Origin of the sequence: Bacillus licheniformis DSM 13 = ATCC 14580 (genome assembly GCF_000011645.1) — a bacterium.
Lineage (GTDB): Bacteria > Bacillota > Bacilli > Bacillales > Bacillaceae > Bacillus > Bacillus licheniformis.
This window is the reverse complement of sequence record NC_006270.3, coordinates 3,830,943-3,848,035: the sequence shown is the minus strand read 5'-3', so window position 1 is coordinate 3,848,035 and position 17,093 is coordinate 3,830,943. Positions and strand designations below refer to the sequence as shown.

General features: G+C 46.1%; 17 protein-coding genes. 13 read left to right on the top strand and 4 right to left on the bottom strand.

Annotation, left to right across the window (positions count from 1 at the left end; translation table 11 throughout):
- Nucleotides 1-40 precede the first annotated feature (40 nt).
- Nucleotides 41-790 carry an oxygen-insensitive NADPH nitroreductase gene (gene nfsA / locus TRNA_RS41285; RefSeq protein ID WP_003186165.1) on the top strand — a complete coding sequence of 250 codons (750 nt, stop codon included), beginning with the start codon at nt 41-43 and terminating at the stop codon, nt 788-790.
- Between the two features lie 252 nt (nt 791-1,042).
- A complete protein-coding gene (locus TRNA_RS41280) occupies nt 1,043-2,050 on the top strand; it encodes an LLM class flavin-dependent oxidoreductase (RefSeq protein WP_003186163.1) in 1,008 nt (335 codons plus the stop codon).
- On the opposite strand, the gene TRNA_RS41275 is transcribed toward TRNA_RS41280, so the two are convergent.
- Both TRNA_RS41275 and TRNA_RS41270 read right to left on the bottom strand, forming a co-directional pair.
- Nucleotides 2,047-2,295, bottom strand: coding sequence for a hypothetical protein (locus TRNA_RS41275; protein ID WP_011198408.1), 249 nt, complete (start codon nt 2,293-2,295; stop codon nt 2,047-2,049). The two genes, TRNA_RS41280 and TRNA_RS41275, sit on opposite strands and share 4 nt — an antisense overlap.
- Before the next feature lie 123 nt (nt 2,296-2,418).
- A complete protein-coding gene (locus tag TRNA_RS41270; RefSeq protein WP_009329814.1) occupies nt 2,419-4,827 on the bottom strand; it encodes a S8 family peptidase in 2,409 nt (802 codons plus the stop codon).
- A gap of 480 nt (nt 4,828-5,307) precedes the next feature.
- Here TRNA_RS41270 and TRNA_RS41265 point away from each other — a divergent pair, with 480 nt between their 5' ends.
- The 5 genes from TRNA_RS41265 (at nt 5,308) to TRNA_RS41245 (ending at nt 9,905) form a co-directional block, all read left to right on the top strand.
- The gene (locus TRNA_RS41265) at nt 5,308-5,598 is read left to right on the top strand and encodes a hypothetical protein (protein WP_009329813.1); all 291 of its coding nucleotides are present in this window, start codon (nt 5,308-5,310) and stop codon (nt 5,596-5,598) included.
- Between the two features lie 42 nt (nt 5,599-5,640).
- A complete protein-coding gene (locus TRNA_RS41260; RefSeq protein ID WP_003186155.1) occupies nt 5,641-6,471 on the top strand; it encodes a PRD domain-containing protein in 831 nt (276 codons plus the stop codon).
- Between the two features lie 245 nt (nt 6,472-6,716).
- The gene (locus TRNA_RS41255) at nt 6,717-8,096 is read left to right on the top strand and encodes a sucrose-specific PTS transporter subunit IIBC (protein ID WP_009329812.1); all 1,380 of its coding nucleotides are present in this window, start codon (nt 6,717-6,719) and stop codon (nt 8,094-8,096) included.
- 17 nt (nt 8,097-8,113) lie between these two features.
- Nucleotides 8,114-9,550: a sucrose-6-phosphate hydrolase gene (locus TRNA_RS41250; protein ID WP_003186152.1), complete on the top strand. Its 1,437-nt coding sequence runs from the start codon at nt 8,114-8,116 to the stop codon at nt 9,548-9,550.
- Between the two features lie 88 nt (nt 9,551-9,638).
- On the top strand, nt 9,639-9,905 hold the full coding sequence (locus TRNA_RS41245) for a hypothetical protein (RefSeq protein WP_011198407.1): 267 nt from the start codon (nt 9,639-9,641) through the stop codon (nt 9,903-9,905).
- Between the two features lie 33 nt (nt 9,906-9,938).
- On the opposite strand, the gene TRNA_RS41240 is transcribed toward TRNA_RS41245, so the two are convergent.
- Entirely contained in the window at nt 9,939-10,751 is an 813-nt protein-coding gene (locus TRNA_RS41240; RefSeq protein WP_011198406.1) for a bifunctional hydroxymethylpyrimidine kinase/phosphomethylpyrimidine kinase, read from the bottom strand.
- Nucleotides 10,752-10,988: 237 nt separating this feature from the next.
- Between TRNA_RS41240 and TRNA_RS41235 the strand changes: the two genes are divergently transcribed.
- Both TRNA_RS41235 and TRNA_RS41230 read left to right on the top strand, forming a co-directional pair.
- Nucleotides 10,989-11,807, top strand: coding sequence for a glycosyltransferase family 2 protein (locus tag TRNA_RS41235; RefSeq protein WP_003186146.1), 819 nt, complete (start codon nt 10,989-10,991; stop codon nt 11,805-11,807).
- 13 nt (nt 11,808-11,820) lie between these two features.
- Nucleotides 11,821-12,498, top strand: coding sequence for a uracil-DNA glycosylase (locus TRNA_RS41230; RefSeq protein WP_003186145.1), 678 nt, complete (start codon nt 11,821-11,823; stop codon nt 12,496-12,498).
- Nucleotides 12,499-12,545: 47 nt separating this feature from the next.
- Here TRNA_RS41230 and TRNA_RS41225 read toward each other — a convergent pair whose 3' ends face one another.
- Nucleotides 12,546-13,928 carry an aldehyde dehydrogenase gene (locus TRNA_RS41225; protein ID WP_003186144.1) on the bottom strand — a complete coding sequence of 461 codons (1,383 nt, stop codon included), beginning with the start codon at nt 13,926-13,928 and terminating at the stop codon, nt 12,546-12,548.
- Nucleotides 13,929-14,199: 271 nt separating this feature from the next.
- On the opposite strand from TRNA_RS41225, the gene TRNA_RS41220 reads away from it, so the two are divergent.
- The 4 genes from TRNA_RS41220 (at nt 14,200) to TRNA_RS41205 (ending at nt 17,085) form a co-directional block, all read left to right on the top strand.
- Nucleotides 14,200-14,508, top strand: a complete 309-nt coding sequence (locus tag TRNA_RS41220) for a YwdI family protein (protein WP_009329807.1) — start codon at nt 14,200-14,202, stop codon at nt 14,506-14,508.
- A gap of 39 nt (nt 14,509-14,547) precedes the next feature.
- Nucleotides 14,548-15,849: a purine/pyrimidine permease gene (locus TRNA_RS41215; RefSeq protein WP_003186140.1), complete on the top strand. Its 1,302-nt coding sequence runs from the start codon at nt 14,548-14,550 to the stop codon at nt 15,847-15,849.
- Nucleotides 15,850-15,916: 67 nt separating this feature from the next.
- A complete protein-coding gene (locus tag TRNA_RS41210) occupies nt 15,917-16,288 on the top strand; it encodes a DUF423 domain-containing protein (RefSeq protein WP_011198405.1) in 372 nt (123 codons plus the stop codon).
- A 158-nt stretch (nt 16,289-16,446) separates the two neighbouring features.
- On the top strand, nt 16,447-17,085 hold the full coding sequence (locus tag TRNA_RS41205; RefSeq protein WP_011198404.1) for a response regulator: 639 nt from the start codon (nt 16,447-16,449) through the stop codon (nt 17,083-17,085).
- Nucleotides 17,086-17,093 lie beyond the last annotated feature (8 nt).

Sequence of the window (17,093 nt, the reverse complement as noted above, 5' to 3'; positions counted from 1 at the left end):
AGCAGATATTGGATATGATAAAGGTTGAGGAGGTAAGAGGATGAATAAAACGATTGAAACTATTTTAAATCACCGTTCGATCAGGTCTTTTACAGATCGGCTCCTGACCGAAGAAGAGGTTCGCCTGCTTGTGGAGAGCGCTCAAAGCGCATCGACGTCAAGCTATATTCAAGCATATTCAATCATCGGTGTCACCGATCCGGACAAGAAGCGCAAGCTTGCGGAATTGGCCGGGAACCAGCCATATGTTGAAAAAAACGGCCATCTGTTTGTATTTTGCGCAGATCTTTACAGGCATGACAAAATCGCTCGGAAAAAGGGTGTAGATATTACAGCTTCTCTTGAAGGGACGGAAACCTTTATGGTCAGCGTCATCGATGCAGCGCTTGCCGCTCAAAATATGTCAATAGCGGCCGAATCAATGGGCCTCGGCATCTGCTATATCGGTGGGATTCGCAACAATTTGAACGAAGTCTCCGAGCTTCTTGAAACACCTGAATACGTTCTTCCGCTGTTCGGGCTTGTCGTCGGCCAGCCGGCCAACCCTTCGGCCAAAAAACCGCGTCTGCCGCTTGATCACATTTATCATGAAAATGTCTATCAAGCGGATGATGCCGAGTTTGAAAAGCATTTGTCCGCATATGACGAAACGATTTCAAACTATTATCAAAAGCGGACGGACGGCAAACGGTCTGACAAATGGACAGACCAGATCACCGGCAGCCTCAAAAAGCCGCCGCGTGCGTATATGAATGAATTCGTTAAAGGAAAAGGTTTGAACAAAAGGTAAGGAACCTCCCCTCCGACTCGGAGGGGACTTATCTTATCAGCATGTATTGAAGGAAAAGATAAAACATCAGCCAAAAGGGCAGACTGAAAAGGATTCCGAATAAACAGCCTTTTGCAAAGCGTTCTTCTACGGCTGGCGGGTGCGTTTTTTGCTTCGTCTCATTCATCAGTACTGGGAGCTCCTTTAGTTTATCCATGATACTATTATTTCTTTTTGCGCAGAAAAAGTAAACGAAGATTTGGGGTGAAAAAGATGTTGTCATTAAGCATACTGGATCAGACTCCTGTTTCTGAAGGAAGCAAACCTGAACTGGCTTTGCAGCATACGGTGGAGCTTGCGCAAGCGGCGGAGCGGCTCGGATACAAGAGGTTTTGGGTTTCTGAGCACCATTTTTCCAGGAACTTGGCAGGGTCAAGTCCGGAGGTTCTGATCGGTTATCTTGCGGCTAAAACAGAGAAGATCCGTATAGGATCCGGCGGCGTCATGCTTCCGCATTACAGCGCCTACAAGGTGGCGGAAAACTTCCGCGTCTTGGAAGGACTAGCGCCCGGCAGGATTGATCTAGGTGTCGGACGTGCTCCGGGAGGGATGCCGATCGCTTCAATGGCCCTTCAAAATGGAGGAAGACGGATGGCTGACCAATATCCAGAACAAATTCAGGACCTCGTCACATATTTATACGATCAAGCCGATGAACATCACCGCTTTCCCAACTTGACCGCAACGCCGAACATCGCCACAGCGCCCGCTGTTTGGCTGCTCGGCTCCTCAGGGGAAAGCGCAAGGCTTGCCGCCCAAACAGGGGCATCATATACATTTGCTCAATTTATTAACGGTGAAGGCGGAGAAGAGGCGGCCAGACTGTACAAAGAGAGGTTCGAACCTTCTGTATTAGGGGAACAGCCAAATGTGATCGTTGCCGTATTTGTGATTTGCGCTGAGACAGAAGAGAAAGCGGAGAACCTTGCCAAAAGCTTGGATTTTTCTTTATTGGCCAATGAACAGGGGATGGTGACCGAAGGCTTTCCATCATTGGAAACGGCCCTGTCCTATCAATATTCTCCTTATGAAAGAAAGAGAGTGGAAGACAATCGAAAACGGATGGTCATCGGAACGCCGCAGCAGGTAAAGGAACAGCTGCTTGAACTGGCCGGCGCTTACGGAACGGACGAAATCATGGCGGTGACGATCACCCACGATTTTCAAGACAGATTGGATTCATACCGGCTGCTGGCCGAAGCGTTTCATCAGTCAATTTAGCGTTTTTGCTGAAAAAAATCGAGAAAATGGCGGATTGGGAAAAGAATAAACAGAATGCATATGTATAAAGCGGTAAACAGCCAGCTGATCGGAATGAGGATGATGGTATCGACGGTTTGCTCCGCAGCTTTTTGAAAAGGCTTGGGCTCGCGCTTCTGCAGGTTGACGGCGAAGTACAAAATCGTGAAAAATATAAAGCAGACAATAATGAAGGATAAGCCGAATAATACGATAAAAGAAAGCATATACACGATGTCCTCCGATTGCTTTTTTCACGTTTTGAAGAGAAGGGGGAGCTTCTCCTGAACGCATTATCCGTATTTTAACATAAAAAAGCCTTGTTGAGTGGTTCTCAACAAGGCTTGTCATTATTCGACGATAAAAGGGTCTTCCGTCAATACGTAGCTTGATTTCCCTTTGGCGGATGCATAGGCAAGCATATAGTATTTTCCGGACTTAAGGGATGCGGCGTCATTGATTTTGCCGTTCCATTGATAAGATTGATAGCCTTTGCCCTGGTTTTTGTAAACGCCGGCCTGGCCGAGAAGGTTCAGGTTTTCATCATAGACGAGAAATGCGAGCTCTTCAGCCCCGCCCGGCAGGTAGGCTTCGATCGTGTAAGCGCCCTGCTTTGCTCCCGGTTCAACTGTTACGGATGTGACGCGCGGGTAGTCTGGCTCTTTGACGATCAATAGGAGCGGGATTTCGGCGACTTTTCTTCCGTCTTCACGGATGTAAACCGTGCCTTCATATGTGCCTGCTTTCGTTTTCGCGGAATTGACGGTTACTTTTGCCGCTGCTTTACCTGTTTGATTGGCCGGTACCACGACTCGTTCCGTTCCTGATACCGTGATGCCCGTTCCTTTAAAGGAGTATTCGAGCTGATAGGCTTTTCTGTGTGAAGAAAGGTTTTCAATCGTGAACGCTTGTTTTTTCGTCTGTTTCCCTTTGTCTTTCAGGAATGTTCCGTATGAATGGCTGCCCGGCGTTACAATGGATGAAGCTTTAAGGGCCTCCATGATGCGGATGCTGCCCGCTCCTTGCGTATTGTGAGGGAGAGGCTTTCCATTTTCATCCGTCAGTTTTTCCGCCGTATTCATCAGTACGCCTTTGATTTGCTCAGGCGTCCAATCCGGTTTGGCCTGCTTTAATATGGCTGCCGTTCCCGCGACATGCGGGGAAGCCATGCTTGTTCCCTGTTTTGAACCGTAACCGTACGGGTTTTTCGGATCGTGGGTCGGAATGGTGCTGACGATGTTGACGCCTGGCGCTGAAACGTCAGGTTTAATCATCCATGTATCCATGACAGGCCCGCGGGACGAGAATGAGGCAATTGTTTCCCCCAGCTTTTTGTCCAATTTGAAAGAAAAGACAACGGAGTGTTTCCCTTCTTTGATCTGTTGAACAAGCTTTTCGCCCTCTTCTTTTGACAATTTGACGGTCGGTACGGCCATCCCCATGACGTTTGCCTCGATTTCCCCTGTTGCATTATTGTAAATCACGGCTCCGATAGCGCCGGCGTTTTTGGCATTTTCAGCCTTATCAACAAATGGTATGACGCCTCTCTGGATAACCGCAACTTTTCCTTTCACATCTTTGCCTGAGAAATCGTCAGCTTGTCCGAGGCCGGCTTCAACGAGTTCCACCTCTTGACCGTTCAATGCTTCAAGATCCTTTTCCTCTTGGTATCCCATCACCTTTGCTGATGAATACGAAGGAAGCGTCACCGAATACTCATTATACGGAAGCTGTGATGCGCCGACGGAAATCGCAACCCTTGATGTTCCCGGCGAGCCGACCGTCCAGTTTTCCGGTCCGCTGTTACCGTTTGACGTAACGGCGACAACCCCTTCAGCCATCGCCCAGTCCAGTGCGATGCTTGTTGCATAATCAGGGCTGTTCAGCGAATTTCCCAATGAGAGGTTCATCACTTTTGCTCCGTCTGCAACGGCTTTTTCAATGCCCGCAATCACATTCTCGGTTGTGCCTGAGCCGCCGGGGCCGAGCACGCGGTAAGCAAGAAGCGTTGCTTCAGGCGCCACGCCTTTAATCTGTCCGTTCGCGGCGATTGTTCCTGCAACATGAGTGCCGTGATCAGTCGCTCCGCCGCGCGGGTCGCCTGTCGGTGTTTCCTGTGGATCATAATCATTATCCACAAAGTCATAGCCCTTATATGGGCCGAAATTATTCTTTAAGTCGGGATGGGTGTAATCCACGCCCGTATCAATAACGGCTACCTTAATGCCTTTACCGGTATAGCCCGATTTCCATGCCTGATCCGCTCCGATGAACGGGGCACTTTTATCCATCTGTGGATAAATGGCGTCTGCTGCAAGTGTCACGTCTTTTCCTTTTACGCTGTCAGGTTTGTAAGTTGCGTTTGGATAAACCGCTTTAACTTCCTTGACGGCGAGCAGCTTTGGAATTTCACTGGCCGGCAGTTTCATAGAAAAGCCCGAAAATACACGGTCGTATTCGCGGTTTACTTTCGCTTTTTTAAGTGTTTTCAGCGCTTTGCTTCGAGCTGTTTTTAGAGAAGCCTTCGTTTGTTTTTCTCCGTCCGCTTTTGCTTCGGCAAGCGACTTTTCTTTCAGTTCCACGATAACCGTCGTCTGTTTATCAGACGTCACATCAATATCACCGTAGATTTCAGCTTTCTCAAGCTCAGGCGACTTTTTATCGGGAACGGAAGTTGCCTGCACTCCGGTGAGGAATGTGGATAACGCAAATAATAGAATAAAAGCCATAACAAAATAGCGCACGATACTTTTTCTCAATCTGTTTTCCCCCTTCTGGATAAATGTTTCTTTGTAATTATTAGAGTTTCGAACTTTTAAAATATTCTCTCAGTTTCAAAAAAATCCTTCTATATATAGAAATAATTTTCAAAGATTCAATGTATTGGAGTGAATTTCTCTAGATTTATGCACAATTTACTGTGTATAAGTGAATAAACTTGTGTATAGATATTGTAGGGAATATACGTTCTTATACTAAATATTGAATAAGTATGTGGATATGTGGATATATCCTGTGGGTAATATGTGTTTATCCTTAGGATAAGCTGTGAGTAAGTTACATTCATGGTTTGTATCCGCTGAATCATGCGATTCCTTCAGTTTTCAACAAAACTTCTAAAAACTAGAATCATTTTGCACACACATTGTGACAAACATTTTCATTTTGCTGGGATAAGATAGAGCAAGAAAGTTTAATAGAGTTGCTAGTTTTATCAAAACGAAACTGGAGGGATCGGTATGAAAGGTTTGATATCATTTTTAAAATTATGGACAGCCGTGCTGCTGAATGCGGTGATGCCTGTCAGAGAAAATCAGATGAAGGTGACGGCGTTCGCCGGCGGTACATATCAGGCTGCCGATGCTTATCAGGCAGGCGGCTTTTCGGAAAAAAGAGAAGAGAAGACAGAGCGGATGTCGGGCTGTAAGAGAATGAAGCCCGGCAGTTATACGACAGAACCCAGCCGGGCTGTTTGCAAAAAAGCGGTGAAAAGGGTAAGAGCCGGACCAACTCTTTACACGGGAACTTAAACAAGGTAAAATCCCACTCATAATGGGAAGTGGGTGACAGCTTTGAAAATCTATAAAGTATTGAACAACAATGCAGCAATCATAAAGGAGGATGGTCAAGAAAAAATTGTCATGGGACCTGGTATCGCTTTTCAAAAAGGCAAAAACGATACCATTCCAAGAAACAAGGTAGAAAAAATTTTTACCATTCATGAAGAAAATGAAAAGTTTAAACAAATCCTCGAAACACTTCCGGAAGAACATATTGAAGCTGCCGAAGAGATCATCAGCTATGCGGAAGGGCAGCTGTCCGCACCGTTGAGCGATCATATCCACATCGCCCTTGTGGATCATTTGTCATTTGCGATCGAGCGAGTCCGCAAAGGATTCGTCATTCAAAATAAATTGTTAAATGAAATCAAAGCGCTTTATAAAAAAGAATATGAGATCGGACTCTGGGCAATCGATTTGGTCAAAGAAAAACTGAAAGTCGAATTGCCTGATGATGAAGCGGGTTATATTGCGCTGCATATTCATACCGCAAAAATGGATGCGGAAAACATGCAGAAGACTCTAAAATACACGAACATCATCAAAGAATTGATAGAAAAAATCGAATGCTGTTTCAATCAGAAGATTGACGAAAACAGCATCTCATATCAGCGTCTTGTCACGCATCTCAGGTATGCCATCAACCGGCTGGAATCAAATGAAGCGTTTCATGTCATGGACGATGACATGCTTTATTTCATCCGGCAAAAGTATCCTGAAAGCTACCGATGTGCGGCAGGGCTGGCGGATTACGTAAAAACTGAATATGATCTTCATCTTCCGGAATCAGAAGTCGGATATATTACGCTGCATGTCCAGCGTTTAAATGATTCCTATAGGTAATACCGCCTGATATCGCGCGATCAGGCTTTTTTTAGGTCGATTTTCACAGAGAATAAAAAAGTAGTTGACGAAAGCGTTATCACATAATAAAATGAAAGCGTATTAAAAAATAAATACCGGGGATTGTGACTGGTAAAGCAGGCAAGACCTAAAATTTGCTAGATGAATGGGGAAAATCTATCCTCCATTCGTTGGTGAATTTTAGGTCTTTTCTGCTTTTTTTTAAAAAAAAAGGAGGAGTCATCATGATTCATAAAGAAATCGCTGTACGTCTTATACAGCTTCTTGGCGGAGAAGATAATGTCATCAGTGCAGCTCATTGTGCGACAAGGCTTCGTTTGGTGATTAAGGACGAAGCAAAAATCGACCAGGAAAAGGTCGAAGAGCTGGAAGGTGTAAAAGGAGCCTTTTCAAGCTCTGGTCAATACCAGATTATTTTCGGAACAGGGCTTGTTAATAAAGTGTATGAACAGTTTGCCAAAGAGCTGAATCTTGACCAAAAGGAAACGGTTCAGCACAGCGATGCCGCAAAGGGAAAAATGAATCCTTTAGCGCGATTTGCGAAAACGCTGTCAAATATTTTCGTGCCAATCATCCCGGCCATTGTTGCAAGCGGTTTATTAATGGGGCTGTTGGGAATGATGAAGGCATTTCAGTGGGTCGATCCTGATGCGGCGCTGTATAAAATGCTTGATATGTTCTCGAGCGCGGCATTTATTATCCTTCCGATCTTGATCGGTGTCAGTGCTGCGAAAGAGTTTGGCAGCAATCCTTACCTGGGGGCTGTACTTGGAGGAATTTTAATTCACCCGAGCTTGTTCAATCCTTGGGGACTTGCAACTGCATCACCGGATGTGATGGACTTTTACGGACTCAAAATCGAGATGCTTGGCTATCAAGGAACCGTTGTTCCAATTTTGCTTGCCGTATATGTGATGAGTAAAATCGAAAAAGGCGTAAGAAGAATCGTTCCAAATGCGATCGATCTATTAGTAACACCGTTTGTCACGATTATTTCAACGGGATTCATTGCTTTTATCGCGATCGGTCCTTTAGGAAGAATGCTTGGTACAGGGATCACGAACATTTTAACATATGTGTATGACGTTGCCGGGCCTGTTGCCGGACTGATTTTCGGGGGAACATACTCGCTGATCGTTCTAACTGGTGTCCACCACAGTTTCCATGCGATTGAGGCCGGCCTTATCGCTGATATCGGCAGGAACTACCTGCTCCCGATCTGGTCTATGTCCAATGTCGCCCAAGGCGGGGCCGGACTTGCCGTATTCTTTTTGGCAAAGCGTGCAAAAACAAAAGAAATTGCTTTACCTGCCGCTTTCTCTTCTTTTCTCGGCATTACCGAACCTGTTATTTTCGGTGTCAACCTCCGTTACCGCCGGCCGTTTATCGCGGCAATGGCCGGGGGAGCGCTGGGAGCTGCATACGTTGTCTTTATGAATGTTGCAGCAAACGCATACGGTTTGACGGGAATTCCGATGATTGCGATTGTCGCCCCGCTTGGAATGGGCAACCTGATCCACTATTTAATCGGAATGGCGATTTCTGTGACTGTCGCATTTATCACAGCCTTTATCTTAGGCATTAATGAAGACGAGAAAAAGTGACGGAGGGAGGGAAAACGATGAATCAAGATCAGGAGCTTCGTCAAAAGGCAATGAACCGGGTTGAAGAATACCGGGATATTGTAAACCTTGATCCCTATCGGCTGCATTATCATATCATGCCTCCTGTCGGACTGCTGAATGATCCGAACGGGTTCATTCAGTGGAAAGGGGTGTACCATCTTTTTTATCAGTGGATGCCTTTTAAAACGGGGCACGGTGCAAAGTTATGGGGACACTACTCCTCAGCAGATCTGGTTAACTGGCGGCATGAAGAGATCGCCCTCACGCCGAGCGACTGGTTTGATAAAAACGGTTGTTATTCAGGAAGCGCGATCGCTGAAAATGATGTGCTGCATCTGTTTTACACGGGGAATGTCAGAGACGGCGAGGGAAATAGGGAGACCTATCAATGTCTCGCCGTCTCAAAAGACGGCATCTCGTTTGAAAAGCAGGGGGTTGTTGCAAGGCTTCCGAAAGGGTATACGGCTCATTTCCGCGACCCGAAAGTATGGAAAAAGAACGGCAGCTGGTACATGGTGCTCGGCGCCCAGACTGAAAATCTTGAGGGAAGGGCGGTGCTGTTTCAATCGGATAATCTGAAGGACTGGCAGTTCCTCGGCGATATCACAGGTTCAAATACAGATCAGCTCGGGGAATTCGGCTATATGTGGGAATGCCCTGACATGTTCGAACTGGACGGCAAAGACGTCTTAATTGTCTGTCCGCAAGGCCTTGAAGCAGAAGAGATGCTCTACCAAAACGTCTATCAGTCAGGCTATTTTGTCGGTGAATTGAACGAGCTGAAACCCTGGTTTACACACGGAGATTTCGAAGAGCTTGACCGCGGCTTTGACTTTTATGCGCCGCAGACGACAAAAGACGAATCAGGCCGGAGGATATTGGTTGCCTGGATGGGTGTTCCAGACCAAGATGAACAGAGCCAGCCGACGATTCCGCATCAATGGGTGCACTGTATGACATTGCCGAGGGAATTGCATTTACAAAACGATAAAATCGTTCAAAAACCGGTCGAGGAGCTTAGAACGCTCCGCCAAAACGAAAAAAACGCGGCAATATCGCTTAATCAAGGCACCGAAAAATTGGACATTGTTCAACCGGACAAAGCTGAGCTTTTCATCAGTCCGAAAGTTATTGAAGAGGGTTTTGAGATTTCCTTCAGGGGTGCAGCCCGACTCATATACAATAAAGCAGAAGGCATCATAACCTTGGAGAGAAACAGTTATGTTGATGAAAAAACGGAAGCCAGACAGTGCCGTTTGCAGGAGCTTCGCAATTTAAACATCTTTTTAGACGCCTCTTCTATTGAAATCTTCGTCAATGAGGGAGAGGAAGTCTTTACGGCAAGATATTTTCCTTACCCGGGAAATAATGATGTTTGGATCAGTGCCAGAAAAGAAATCATAATGAATGTGACATCCTGGACAATGGCATAAAGGGAGCGGCTGCTGTTTGCTATTTTCTGTACAATCCCTTTATGATATGCTTTTTTTAGAGAGAGTGCAGTATAAAGGGGTTGTTTTTGTGGATCAAAACCAGCAGAAATTGACCGCTATGCGTTTGAAAAAAATAGCGGACCATATTGAGGATACGAGAGAGGAATACAATGGTTTGCTCCTCCAGATGAAGAAGCTGATCGGCGGTATTGAAGATAAACCAATTCCAAATGATGAGGAAGTACAAAAGAAACTTCAGGACACTTATGAACAAATGAAAGAATATGCTCTTTTTGTGGAATCGATCGAATCTTTCTTAAGATCATCTGCAAGAACGATCAAACGGGAAAGCTAAATGAAAGCCCCTTTTACATAAAAGGGGCTTTTTTTATTTGCCGCTGAGTCGTAAAGCGGAGTGCTTTGTCGGCCCGACGTATTGATTCAAACGGAACGATTCGCGAATCGCTTCCGTAATAAACGCTTTTGCAGAATAAATGGCTTCTTTTACATTTGAACCTTTGGCAAGCTCAGCCGTAATTGCCGCGGAGTAGGTGCAGCCCGCCCCGTGCGTGTATGGGGTGTCGATTCTTTCTCCTTCGATCACCTCTGCATCCCGGCCGTCAAATAATACATCTACCGCTTTTTCGTGATTTAGTTTGCCTCCCCCTGTAATGAGGACGTGTTGGGCGCCGAGGCCGTGGATGGCCTTTGCCGCTTCCTTCATTTGCTCAACCGTTTTAATTTCTCCAAGGCGGCTGAGCTGGCCGGCTTCAAAAAGATTTGGCGTAATGACCGTGGCAAGCGGAGCCAAAAGCTCTCTTAAAGCCTTTGCGTGCTCGGGATACAGCACTTCATTTGCCCCTTTGCATACCATAACCGGATCAATGACGACATTTTTCATGCTGTGCTTCTTAATTGTGTCTGCCGCCAATTCAATTATGTCAACTGTCGGAAGCATGCCCGTTTTCATCGCATCTACACCGATGCCGTCCACAATCGTCGACAGCTGAGCGCGGATGACTTCCGTATCAACTGGGAACACCTGATGATTCCAATTGTTCTCAGGGTCCATGGCGACAACAACCGTAAGGGCCGTCATTCCATAGACGTTCTTTTCCTGGAACGTTTTTAAGTCCGCCTGAATGCCGGCGCCTCCGCTTGAGTCAGAGCCGGCGATTGTCAGTGCTTTGTGCATTGTCATGTTCAGTCAATCCTCCACGATAAGAGATTCCATCCAAAGTTGGTTTATTACTTATTATAGACAGCTTTTCGCAAGATCACAATGAAATGGCTGCCGCTTTATAGTGCAGCGGTCCTCTGCAAAATTTCGTGAATGGATTGGCATAAAAAACCAGACCATCTTTTGATCCATGTGAAATTATTCGCATTATGCTTTAATATGTTTAGAATGAAATAAGAAGGAGCGTATATCACAAACATGAACATATCTATCGTAGTTGTCACGCATAATCGGGTCACCGCTTTGTGCGAATTGCTTGAATCTATTGCAAAACAGTCTGTTGAACCGTTTGAAGTTATTATTGTTAATGATGCCGGGGAGAGCGTCGACTTTGTTGAGCGCCTTTATTCAGAGCTTCCGATCAGAGTTATACATCTGAAAGAAAACGTGAAGCATGTAAAAGCGAGAAATATAGGGGTGAAAGAAGCTTCCGGAGACGTTATTATGCTGTGTGATGATGATGATTTTTTCACGCCGTGCCATATGGAGAGAATGTTGAATGCGCTGGAGACCGCCGATTTTGTTTATTCGGATGCTGAGATTGTGTCTTTTGAAGAAAAAGAGGATATGAGAATTCCGACAAGCCGTTACCTTTTTGCGTATTCCTTTAACTTGGATGAAATGAGGAAGTTTTCTACATATGTTCCTTCAGGAAGTATGTACAAACGATCTCTTCATGACGAAATCGGCTACTTCGATCCTGCCGTCCACAATTATTGGGATTGGGACTTTTTCCTGAGAGCGGCTGAGCGGTTTCGCGTGAAAAGAGTTCCTTTCGCAAGCGTAATCTATGCGTTTTCAGACCAGGGTGACAACCAGTCCGGAGATCTTGGCGGAATGAGGCAGTATTACTTGGATGTCTTGAGTGAAAAGCATCAGCTTGGCAAGCTGCCGACAAAGAACTTTTTCGTGCTACTCGAAGAACCTGCCATGAAAAAAAGGGAAGCGGAAAGCGAAATCGTCTGGGATGGAAAACCGGTTGCATCCAGGCTCACTGCTGCAAGACAATTGAACTAAGGAGGCCTGAACATTGAAACAGATTTTGAATGACAGCTGGTGGCAACAGCTGAAGGACGAGTTTGATAAGCCTTATTATCAAGAACTGAGGGAAATGCTGAAAAGGGAGTATGCTGAACACACCGTATATCCTGAACCGAACGATATATACAATGCTTTGCATTATACTTCCTATGAAAATGTGAAAGTCGTAATTCTCGGCCAAGACCCGTATCACGGTCCGGGTCAGGCCCATGGCTTAAGTTTTTCCGTACAACCCGGCGTCAATCCACCGCCTTCTTTGAAAAATATTTTTATAGAATTGCAGAATGACATCGGCGCCGACATCCCGAATCACGGTTCTCTCGTCAGCTGGGCTAAGCAAGGCGTTCTGCTGCTGAACACCGTTTTGACCGTGAGACGGGGCCAGGCAAATTCGCATAAAGGGAAAGGCTGGGAACAGCTCACAGATAGTATAATAGATGTTTTAAACAAAAGAGACAAACCGGTCGTTTTTATTCTCTGGGGCCGGCATGCCCAAATGAAAAAAGAACGAATCGATACATCCAAGCATTTTATTATCCAATCGCCGCATCCGAGCCCGTTCTCGGCTAGAAACGGGTTTTTCGGGAGCAGACCGTTTTCAAGAGCCAATCAGTATTTGGAACAAATCGGGGATGAGCCGATTGACTGGTCCCTTCCGAATCTTTAATCGCTAGAACCGCTAAAAAAGCGGTTCTTCGTTTGTCTGGCTCCTGTCTACCTGAGAAGTTTTTTGATGATCCGCAGCCCGTTTTTCGATGAAGGATAACGGAATGAAATGTCAAACAGGTTTGTCTGTTTTAAAACGCTTTTTTCATGGGAAAACGTCTTAAAGCTGTGATACCCATGGTAACTTCCGATTCCGCTTTCGCCTACGCCGCCGAAGGGGAGGTAAGGTGTGGCTGTGTGCATCAGCGTGTCATTGATACATCCTCCGCCAAATGAAATCCGGCTGAGGATGTGCCTCTGTACCGTTTTTTCATTCGTAAACAAATAGAGCGCGAGCGGTTTAGGGCGGCTTTGAACCATTTGGATAACGTCTTCGATCGTTTCATAGCCGATGACGGGAAGGATCGGTCCGAAAATCTCTTCCTGCATGACCGGCGATTCCCAGTCAGGTTCATCGATAATGGACGGAGCAATTTTGAGTGCGTCTTTTTGATATGTTCCGCCTGTGACGATATTCTCGTTTTGTAAAAAGCGGATTAACCGTTCGAAATGACGTTTACTTATGATTTTTCCGTAAGCCAGATGGCTTTCCGGCTTTTCTCCGTAAAATGTTTGGATCGATTGTTTCAGAGCGCGCATCAGCTCATTTTTTACATCTTTGTGTACGAGCAGATAGTCAGGCGCAATGCAAGTCTGTCCTGCGTTTGTCAGCTTTCCGAAAACAATCCTTTGAGCCGCAAGCTTGAGATCAGCATCCTTGTGCACGATGCAGGGGCTTTTTCCGCCAAGCTCGAGGGTGACTGGAATAAGCTGTTTTGCCGCGGCTTCCATGACAACTTTGCCTACGGGAACACTGCCCGTAAAAAAGATATAGTCAAATTTTTGCCGCAAGAGCTCTTGGTTTGTCTTCACTCCCCCTTCAATAACGGACACATATTCGGGCGGAAAGATATCTTTGATCATCTCGGATATAACGGTTGATACGGCGGGAGCAAGCTCAGACGGTTTGATGACGGCGGTATTCCCCGCAGCAAGTGCGCCGATCAGGGGCGAGACGGCAAGCTGAAACGGATAGTTCCATGGCGCGATGATCAGAACCGTGCCGTAAGGCTCAGGAATGACGATGCTTTTTGAACCGATGTGCGAAACGGCCGTTTTGGCCTTTTTCGGTTTGGCCCATTTTTTTAATCGTCTGCTGATGAAGCGGATTTCTTCCAGTACAATGCCTATTTCCGTCATATAGGCTTCGTGCTCTGATTTATTAAGATCTTTCTGAAGGGCCTCAAGTATGTTCCGTTCATTCTTTTTTACAGCATCTTTTAGAATGTTGAGCTGTTCCAGACGATTTTCAACAGCTAGTGTTGCCCCGCTTAAAAAATATTGCTTTTGCTCGGTAACGGTCGTTTCGATGGAGGTTGTTCGTTCTGCCATTCCCTGTTTCCTTTCGCTTTTAGAAATTCGAGTGAAGTTTTTTTCATTATGGGTGACAGCCTTTTCAGCTGTCAACTTCTGTCCGGAAGAAAATTGGCTTTTTTCACCCGCGTTTTGCCGGGGAATATTCTTTTTTGAAATGTAAAAGACAATGCTTCATAGCAGCAGAGGCAATTTTTCGCAAGGAATATTTGAAAAGTGCATTCGGCATGAGAGAAGTTAATTTGGTAAAATGAAATGGAAACTGAAAACGGTTTGGAGGATCGATTTGATGAACATACATATATCAAGTTTGCTGCAAAAGATGGAGGACGAATTGAAAAAAGCAAAGGAATGCCACCAGGAAAACGAATTGAAAATGCACATCGCGGTGATCCGCTCCCTTTGCGACGTCATTGTGGAACCGCAGCAGGGGCCGTCCGTCCAGTCTTCGCCTTATGTTCAAACGGCCAATAAACCATCGAGCGATCAGCTGATGCTCGAAAAAATGATGGGGAGCGCCGGTGCTGAACAATACAAAAAACAAGAGAAACAAAAGCATGAAGATGACGGCAACGGAGATTCTATTTTTGATTTCTAGGCGCCGTCCGTCTGTTTTAAAAAAGAGAGGTTGATCAACTTGAAACTGCTTTTTGGGGCTTTACAATGGACGGCATTTATTATTGCGTCCGCAATCGTGGTGCCCATTGCAATCGGGCAGTCATTCGGGCTGAACCAGGGAGAGACCGCGGGGTTGGTTCAAAGCACTTTTTTCGTGCTCGGCACAACGGCTTTTATCCAATGTTTATTGGGACACCGCCTGCCGATTAATGAGAGTCCGGCTGGCCTCTGGTGGGGCGTCTACACGATTTATGCCGGTCTTACAGGGACCGTATTCGCGACTCACATCGAAACGCTCCAGGGGCTGCAGGGAGCGATGCTGCTAAGCGCGGTTTTCTTCTTTATTTTTAGTTTATTTAAAGTCATTGATAAGCTGGCTGTGATGTTTACTCCTGTTGTGACAGGCATTTATTTACTGCTGCTGGTCATCCAGCTTAGCGATCCGATCGTTAAAGGTGTCATGGGGATCGGCTACCGGAAAAACGAGGTCGATATACCCGTGTTTTTGCTGGCGGTTGTGATTATGCTGGCTACGTTTCTGATGAGCCGGTCAAACGTTCCGATTCTCAAGCAATATTCAATTTTAATTGCGCTTTTCGGCGGCTGGATCTTATTTGCCGTATTCGGCGTGGCGAAGGCGCCCGAGCGTGCGAACCAGCTGTTCCACCTTCCGGATATTTTTCCTTTCGGCATGCCGATGTTTGACAGCGGGCTGGTTGTTACTTCGTTGTTCATTACAGTTTTGTTAATCGTCAATATGCTCGCAAGCATACGGGTGGTTGAAGGAGCAGTCAAACAGTTTGAGAAGCTGGAAGAGAGGAAGCGGGCCCGTCCGGCCGGGTTTATCGCCTCTGTCAGCCATTTGCTGAGCGGACTGCTCGGAGCTGTAGGGACCGTGCCGATATCCGGAGCTGCAGGGTTTATTCAAACGACGAGGATGTCTTCCAAAAAACCGTTTTTGCTCGGGAGTCTGATCGTAATCGTCATCAGCTTCTTCCCGCTGGTCATGAATACTTTTGCCAGCCTGCCGTCTCCGGTCGGTTTTGCGGTGAACTTCGTCGTGTTTTCAACGATGGTCGGCCTGGCATTTGCCGAATTCGATTCTTATGAAAAGGACGAGGCCGGCCGCATCCGCTTTGTTACCGGGATTGCGCTCCTTGCCGGTGTGGGGGTTATGTTTGTACCTGAGAGTGCTTTGGAAGGGATGCATCCTGTTTTTGTTTCCATTTTAAGCAATGGGCTTGTCCTTGGAACAATCGTAGCGATTGCTGCGGAACAAATACAGCTTAGGAAAAAGAAATATGACAATATCGTGTCATGAGATTTGCATAAGTTGAAATTCATGACATGTACGCTATGATGATAAAGGAAAGGCGGGCGATTTGATCGTGAAATTATTTTTGATTTTAGGTGCTGTCAATGCTATGCTTGCGGTTGCTTTAGGAGCGTTCGGAGCCCATGGTCTTGAAGGGAAAATTCCCGAGAAATATTTGCAAATCTGGCAGACCGGCGTCCAGTATCATATGTATCATGCGCTCGGTTTAATTGCCGTCGCGCTCATCGCGTCAAAACTGGCAGGTGCGGGAAGCGTTTCTGCGGCAGGGTGGCTGATGTTTGCCGGAATCGTTTTATTTTCTGGAAGTTTATATGTCCTCAGCCTTACGCAAATCAGCGTCCTCGGTGCGATTACTCCGCTGGGCGGCGTGGCGTTTATTGCCGCATGGATCATGGTCGTTGTCTCAGCGGTCAAATATTTGTAGTTTTACTAAAAAAGCCAATCTCTGAAAAGGATTGGCTTTTTTTATTTTAACAGGGGCTGATTCATGGTAATTTAATGTTATGAACAGGGCGAAAGACCCGGCTTTTGCATTTTGACAGAAGGGATGTGCACGGCGGAGGACCGGTCTCCGTACAAACGATGAAAATTAAAGTGATCATTGCGGATGACAATTCATTCATAAGAGAGGGCATGAAAATCATATTGAGCACTTATGATGAATTTGAAGTGCTGGCGACGGTGGAGGATGGCTTGCAGGCGGTCGAATTTTGCCGCGCCCAAGCTGTGGATATTGCACTCCTTGATGTCCGCATGCCCAACATGGATGGAGTGGAAGCTGCGCGGCTCATTTCAGAAACGGGCGCCAAGCCTTTTATCTTAACAACGTTTGATGACGACGAATACATCGTCGCTGCGATACGGAACGGCGCAAAAGGCTATTTGCTGAAAAATGCCGAACCCGAGCGAATCAGAGACGCGATTAAAAGTGTGTTCAACGGCCATATTGTGATGCAGGATATCATCCTCGACAAGATTAAGTCCAATTTGGCGGAGCATAAAGAAGCGGAACCTAAGATAGACGAAAGCCTGTTTACCGAACGCGAGCTCGGGATTATGGCGCTGATCGCCAGAGGGCTGTCCAATAAAGAAATTTCGAAGGAGCTGTTTATCTCTGAAGGTACGATTGCCAATTATATTTCCTCGATTTTGGGGAAAACAGGGCTTGAACATCGGACGCAAATTGCGATTTATTATTTAACCGGTAAAGTTAACTTTTAACCTGGGGG